This window comes from uncultured Abyssibacter sp. (genome assembly GCF_964000955.1).
Taxonomy (GTDB): domain Bacteria; phylum Pseudomonadota; class Gammaproteobacteria; order Nevskiales; family OUC007; genus Abyssibacter.
Genome location: NZ_CAXFCL010000274.1, coordinates 1 through 6,136, shown reverse-complemented (window position 1 = coordinate 6,136; position 6,136 = coordinate 1). Strand labels below are relative to the sequence as shown.

Genomic DNA, 6,136 nt, shown 5'->3' with positions numbered 1-6,136 from the left:
CGAGGACTATCCGATTCCCAGCCTGTTCGACCGGTTTCTGACGGAGCGCGAGCATATCGCGCTGGTCGTCGACGCCTTCGGCGGCACTGCCGGCATCGTCACCAGCGAGGACGTGATCGAGACGCTGCTGGGCCTGGAGATCGTCGACGAGCGCGACGAATCGCAGGACATGCAGGTGCTGGCTCGGCAGATGTGGCAGAAGCGCGCCAAGCGCATGCAGCTGCCCGAACTGCCGGTGGATCAGACACCCGACGACCACGAACGGGTCGACGGATAGCAGCAGGGGCGCTGAAGCGCCCCTGCTGATCTCTGACGTTATCGGTTTCCGGCCTACTGCCCGAATTCGGACACCGTGATCTGGTAGATCGCGGTCGTGCCGGAAATCTCGTTGCCGACCAGCAGCAACGGTTCGCCGTTGGGGCTGTCCGCCGCCGGGATGAACACCATGCCTTCCGGACCCAGATCTCCCGCCGCCGTGTTGTAGCTGTCATCCGGATTCTCTGGATCTTCGCTGAAGTCGCGCGGATTGATGTACTGCACGAACCGCGGGGCCTCCGGCGACGAAATGTCGTACACCATGATGCCGCCGACGCGCTCCAGACCGACGAAGGCGTAGGTGCGGCCCGCCAGCGTGCCCAGGGTCAGGGCTTCGGGTTCCGGACCCTTGTCGTCGCTGCGGTCGTCGCTCTCGTTGTCATCGTTGCTGGCATTGAAGCCGCCGTCGAAGCCCAGGCGCTGCGCGGTGATGACCTCGAAGTCGCTGCCACTGTCGTAGACCATGGCGCGGCTGTCGGCATCGAAGATCGAGAACGAGCGGGCGCCATAGGCGACCAGTTCCTCGTACACGCAGGCCGAGGTCGGCTGGCCGCCCGCGTTCAGGCAGCTCGCGTCATCCAGGCCTTCGGTGGCAATCACCTTCAGGCGGCCGAGGTTCTCGTTCTCGAACAGGTCGGCGATCATGTCGCCATCACCGTCGGTCTGCGAGCCCGGGAAGCGGTCCACGGCCGGAGAGTCGATGGCCGCGGCAACTTCGTCCGGGTCCACGATGTCGCGGATGCGGATTTCGTCCAGATAGACCAGGCATTCGCCGTCATCGAAGTCGGCCAGGCCGAGGGTGCAGCTCGCCGCATCCGGGACCTCACTGATGTACTCGCGGCCGTCACCCTCGTTGGCCGTGACCAGATAGGTCTTTCCGGCGTGCTCGAAGCTGGCGATGGAATCGGGCATGAGCAGCCCCTTCACCGGCCAGTTGGCGATGTAGATGGTGTCGTCACGGTTGCTGACGTCCAGCTCGTTGCCGGGGAGGCTGAAGTCCTTCGTCCCTGTTCCCCAGACGGCGGTGATCGTTGCGGTGGCTAGATCGATCTCGGCGAAGGCGCTGTTTTCCTGCATCGAGGCCCAGGCCGTGGTCGAGTCCGCGGAGACGGCGATGTATTCCGGCTCCATGTCCTGTGCCACGGTCGCTCCGAACGGCATCGGCAGGCGAACGCCGAGGTCGCGCAGGTCGGCGGCGGCAAAGCTCGAGAAGTCCAGCGTTGCGACATCGGCGTCCAGCACCGACGCGGCACCGCCGCTGACGTCGATGACGCTGATGGTGCCGTCCGGGTCGACGGTATAGTCGCTGTTGGGTTCGCCTTCGTTGGCGGTGATGACGAAGTTGCCGTTCGGCGAGAACGTGACCATGTCCGGCAACGCGCCGACCTGTACCGCCGACAGGAAGCTGCCGTCGGAAGTCTGGTAGAAGGCGACGTACCCCGGATCGGTTTTCGGAGACGCCTCGATCGCGACCGCGACGACACCACCGTTGACCGAGACGCTGTTCGCCGCCCCCAGATCATCCGCGCTTGCGACATCGGATCGAGCGGCGGCAACGTCTGCCGACACGTCCAGCGTCGCGCTCAGCACCGGATTGGAGGGCGAGGACAGATCAACGATATCCACCGTCTCGGATTGCGCGTTGACGACGTAGGCCTGCGCGGTGGTGGCGTCGAAGGCGACGATTTCGGCCGCGGATTCATCAAAGCCCGCGGCGGGGTTGAGAAAGCCGCCGATCCTGGTGAGCGTGATCGAGGAGTCCGCTCCGTCGTCGCCGGCGGGACCTTGCGGTCCGGCGGGCCCCTGAGCCCCCGTCGGTCCCGTAGCACCCGTGGAGCCGTTGTCACCTTCGCAGGCCGCCAGGCCGAGGCAGAGCAAGCCCACGCTTGTCAGTAACGTTGCGCGATGCAGTAACACGTCGTGATCTCCCCTTTTTGATTGGAAAGCTCGACACGCTAATCGCGAAAGTTGACGGTTTCGTTGCACGCGACCCCATGCGGGTGGCTGGTGGGCTTGTCACCCGGGTGAGGCCTCGCGCTATGCTGGGCGGCCGGGTTCGTCGGCGCACCCGCAGGCAGCCCGGTGATTGACTTGTCGCAAGGAGCCGCAGCATGCACGAAGACTTTCAGCACCGATTGGTGGTCGTCGCCGACGCCGCACAGGCGAAAATCTTTCGCTTCCGGGCTAACCGGCTGCCACTGGAGCCTGTCGATGAGCTGCAGCACGAGGCATCGCGGCTCAAGAATCGCGAACTCGTGACCGGTGGTCGCGGTGCGACCCACGCCAGTCACGGACATGGCGTGGACCAGACCGAGGGCAGCCGACAGGCGCACGAGCATGAGGCTGATCGTTTCGCCGTCGAACTGGCCGGCTGGCTGCGCGACGCGCGTACCCGGCGCGGCGTCGACGATCTGGTGCTGGTGTCCGCCCCGCGGTTTCTCGGAAAGCTTCGCGAACATCTGGATACGCCGACGTCCCGCTGCGTGACCCGTTCGATCAACAAGGATCTGGTCACGCACCCCACCGATTCCATCGAGCGCGCCCTGGAGATGGACGTCGTTCACTGATCCCGGGCCGGTGCCGCTACCCAGCCGGGCCGCCATCGGGCAGGATAGGGTCCATCATTTGCTGCTCCGCATGGATGCGGGACTGGATCCGAGATGACACGCCGCCTGTTGCTGCTCTGCGCGGTTCTGACCTTGACCGCGTGTGTGACCACTCCCTACGAAACGTTGTCGGAAGTCGGCAGCGGACAGAAGGTCGTGGTGATCGGTGCCGTGGACGCGATTCTCTACCTGCAGAGTCGTGGCGTGCAGGAGGCGGCGCTCGGCCGCGACAGCATGCGCGTGGACCGTTGGGGCATTCATGACATCGTGGCGAAGGAGATCGCGGACAGCTTCCGGTCCAGGGGGTTTGCCGATGTCCGCGTGCAGAACAGCCTCGGTCTGCGTCAGGAACTCCGCTTCACCGATTCCTACGAGAATCTCAACGAGGCGCAGACCGAAACCCAGCGTGAGCGTCTGAGCCGGATGGCATCGCGCATGGGCGCGGATGTACTGGTGATCGCGACCGCGGGTGAGGTTGGTGACGTGTTCTTCGGTACCGAGGAGAGCGTGACCGGGTTCGGTGTCTATCAATACTCGGCGCCGTCGGGATTGCGCAGCGTGAACTTCTCCGCCTTGCAGGTCACGCTGTTCGATCAGTCCGCGGAGGAATTGGGGCACGCTTTCGGCTTCGAGGGCGCCGCGCGTCAGAACTCCGAATGGCTGCGTGTCCTGCAGCTGTCGGAGGAACAGCTGGACGCCATGCAGCCAATCATTGCGGATCAGCACCGGACACTGGCCCGGCGGCTGATGCTCGATCTCGGTTTCTGAGCCGGCCTAGATCGGGGGCCAGCGGGGCGACTACCGACGGCTCTGAAGTCGGCGGTGTCGACCCGACAGATAGTCACGGATGCGTTGCGGATCGTCGGTCAGGCGCTCCAGCGCGCTCGCATCGAGTTCTTGCCGCCGGACCGAGGACGCGCAGAGGTTCGCCGCGGCCGGTGGTGATGCCGCGTTTCGAAGCATGAGATCCACCGCCTGTGGTGTCCGTTCCAGCAAACCGTGGATCACGGCCGGGCTGAACACGCCCGCCTCCTCCCACACCGGCAACTGGGCCGCGGTGTGCAGCGCTGTCAGCAGTTTCGGGCCGAGGAATTGGGGCACGACCGACTCCGCGGTGTTGGCCAGTATCAGGCGCCGCGCCGTGTCCTCGTAGAACGGCAGCAGCGTGTTACCGGGGTGGGCGCATAGCGCGGCGTTATGCACCTTGGTGAACCGCTTCCAGCGTGAGCCTTCGCGTTGAATCCATATTTCGCGACCCACCGCCGTCGTATCGGGCGGAACAAATCGGTCGGGGTCGAAGATCCAGGTGTCGGCGTCCAGCCAGACGGCGCAGGTCGCGCCCGCGTCCAAGGTCAGGGAAAGCCAGCGCAGGCGGGCAAGGTCGCTGGCGACCACGGGCTGGTGTTGCGTGCGATCCCGGATCGCGGGATCCAGCAGGTCGAACAACTCATCGCCGAGGAACCGGTAGCGGAATCCCCGGCGATCGGCCCAGTCACGTACCGACTGCAAGCACCTCGCGCTCCAGGGCGCCTTGTTGGCGCTTGGCGTGTGCGATTGCAGAACCTGCACGGTCATGGGCGCCAGTGTCGCACGACGCGGGCAGGCTGACCGCCGGGCGTGTCGGCAGCGCGTCCATCAGCTCGGCGGTGTCGGCGATCATCAGAATCCACTCGCCGCCATTGCCCTGCTCGGGAAACTCCTCGGCGACGCGTTGCGCTTCGAAGCGGAAACCCAGCGCATCGTACATGGCCTTGGCCGGTCGGTTGTCGGACGACACAATCAGGCTGACCTGGCGCAGTCCGAGCACGTCGGCACGGCGGATCGAGTCCGCGAGCAGTGAACGCCCCACGCCGCGGCGGCGCAGGTGGTTGGCGGTCGCCAGGGCGTTGATGTACCAGGTGCCCGAAGCCATTGCCTCGAGTTCCACCAGCCCGCGGATGACGCCGCAGCAGTTGCTGATGTCGTCGTGAGTGCGAACGCTGTCCAGATCGAAGGCCTGGCAGACACCGATGACCCGATTGTCGTGCATGTAGACACGTCCATGGGTGAAGCTGAATTCACCTTCGGTCGCCGAGGTGTGGCGCAACCCGGCCTCGACGGCGCTTTCGCCATCGCGTGCGCGCGTGCGCCACAAGTAGCTCGGGATGCCTTCGCCAGCCAGATCGACCATGTCCACGATGGTCGGGGCGTCGTCGGGAGTCGCGTTCCTGATATTCATTGGTCTGAGCCTGTCCAGTGTCTCTTTGAACTCGTTTGAGCAACAAGTGACTGCTGCATCGTCCTTGTGCAGCCGGTGTGGCGTTTCACGCCACGGATTACTGCATTGGTCCCGCGCTCCCGAGTGGATACTCGCAAACAGCGGACCAGTTGGCCTTTCATTCAGTTCGGATGTTGTTGGTCGGTGCCCAGGCACCCTGATATCGGCCTCATGTTCCCCTGACGAGATCGAGCGAAAAAACCGGACATTTCACGGATTGATTCATCGATGATCGTTGTCACTATGATCATATTTCGGTCCGGTGCATGCAATGCGTGATCTATGCCTCAGATTCCGGGATATCGGCGAGATGCAGCGAAACCGGGGAGTGCCGCAAGACTGAAGGCATTCTGTTGCCATCAAATGAAGCCCTATTGCGGTGCAACAAAAAAGGCCCCGTCCGGGGCCTTTTCCGCTTGCGGCGAGTGTGCTACTGCCGCTTCATCGACTCGAAGAACTCCGCGTTGGTCTTGGTCTGCTTCATGCGGTCGATCAGCAGTTCCACGGCGGCGATCTCGTCCATGGAATGCAGCAGCTTGCGCAGGATCCAGACCTTTTGCAGCGTCGCGGCATCCATCATCAGCTCCTCGCGGCGGGTGCCGGAGCGGTTGATGTTGATGGCCGGGAACACCCGCTTCTCGGCGATCCGGCGCTCCATCTGGATTTCCATGTTGCCGGTGCCCTTGAACTCCTCGTAGATCACCTCGTCCATCTTCGAGCCGGTTTCGACCAGCGCGGTGGCGATGATGGTCAGCGAGCCGCCTTCCTCGACGTTGCGGGCCGCACCGAAGAAACGCTTGGGCTTCTGCAAGGCATTGGCGTCGACACCACCGGTCAGCACTTTGCCGGAGCTGGGTGCCACGGTGTTGTAGGCACGGGCGAGGCGGGTGATGGAGTCCAGCAGGATCACCACGTCCCGCTTGTGCTCGACCAGCCGCTTGGCCTTCTCGATCACCAT

General features: G+C 64.2%; 6 protein-coding genes and 1 pseudogene. 3 read left to right on the top strand and 4 right to left on the bottom strand.

The window, feature by feature from the left end; all coding sequences use genetic code 11:
• A pseudogene (locus ABNS06_RS13275) lies at window positions 1-277 on the top strand (hypothetical protein); the annotation flags it as partial.
• A 53-nt stretch (window positions 278-330) separates the two neighbouring features.
• Here ABNS06_RS13275 and ABNS06_RS13270 read toward each other — a convergent pair.
• Window positions 331-2,199 (bottom strand): choice-of-anchor I family protein, encoded by a 1,869-nt coding sequence (locus ABNS06_RS13270; RefSeq protein WP_348675074.1) that lies wholly within the window; start codon window positions 2,197-2,199, stop codon window positions 331-333.
• 227 nt (window positions 2,200-2,426) lie between these two features.
• On the opposite strand from ABNS06_RS13270, the gene ABNS06_RS13265 reads away from it, so the two are divergent.
• On the top strand, window positions 2,427-2,882 hold the full coding sequence (locus ABNS06_RS13265; protein WP_348675073.1) for a host attachment protein: 456 nt from the start codon (window positions 2,427-2,429) through the stop codon (window positions 2,880-2,882).
• 93 nt (window positions 2,883-2,975) lie between these two features.
• Window positions 2,976-3,689, top strand: coding sequence for a hypothetical protein (locus ABNS06_RS13260; protein ID WP_348675072.1), 714 nt, complete (start codon window positions 2,976-2,978; stop codon window positions 3,687-3,689).
• 30 nt (window positions 3,690-3,719) lie between these two features.
• Here ABNS06_RS13260 and ABNS06_RS13255 read toward each other — a convergent pair whose 3' ends face one another.
• From ABNS06_RS13255 to rho, 3 genes are all read right to left on the bottom strand, one after another.
• On the bottom strand, window positions 3,720-4,496 hold the full coding sequence (locus tag ABNS06_RS13255) for a hypothetical protein (RefSeq protein WP_348675071.1): 777 nt from the start codon (window positions 4,494-4,496) through the stop codon (window positions 3,720-3,722).
• The gene (locus ABNS06_RS13250; protein ID WP_348675070.1) at window positions 4,414-5,139 is read right to left on the bottom strand and encodes an N-acetyltransferase; all 726 of its coding nucleotides are present in this window, start codon (window positions 5,137-5,139) and stop codon (window positions 4,414-4,416) included. Before ABNS06_RS13250 ends, ABNS06_RS13255 begins: the two co-directional genes overlap by 83 nt.
• Before the next feature lie 469 nt (window positions 5,140-5,608).
• Window positions 5,609-6,136 (bottom strand): transcription termination factor Rho (gene rho, locus ABNS06_RS13245; protein WP_348675069.1); only part of this gene is annotated, 528 nt, incomplete at its 5' end.

Bases quoted from the DNA above. Each gene is read 5' to 3' on its own strand.
- ABNS06_RS13260 (WP_348675072.1), top strand. From the start codon at position 2,976: ATGACACGCCGCCTGTTGCTGCTCTGCGCGGTTCTGACCTTGACCGCG.
- ABNS06_RS13255 (WP_348675071.1), bottom strand. From the start codon at position 4,496: ATGACCGTGCAGGTTCTGCAATCGCACACGCCAAGCGCCAACAAGGCG.
- ABNS06_RS13250 (WP_348675070.1), bottom strand. From the start codon at position 5,139: ATGAATATCAGGAACGCGACTCCCGACGACGCCCCGACCATCGTGGAC.
- ABNS06_RS13265 (WP_348675073.1), top strand. From the start codon at position 2,427: ATGCACGAAGACTTTCAGCACCGATTGGTGGTCGTCGCCGACGCCGCA.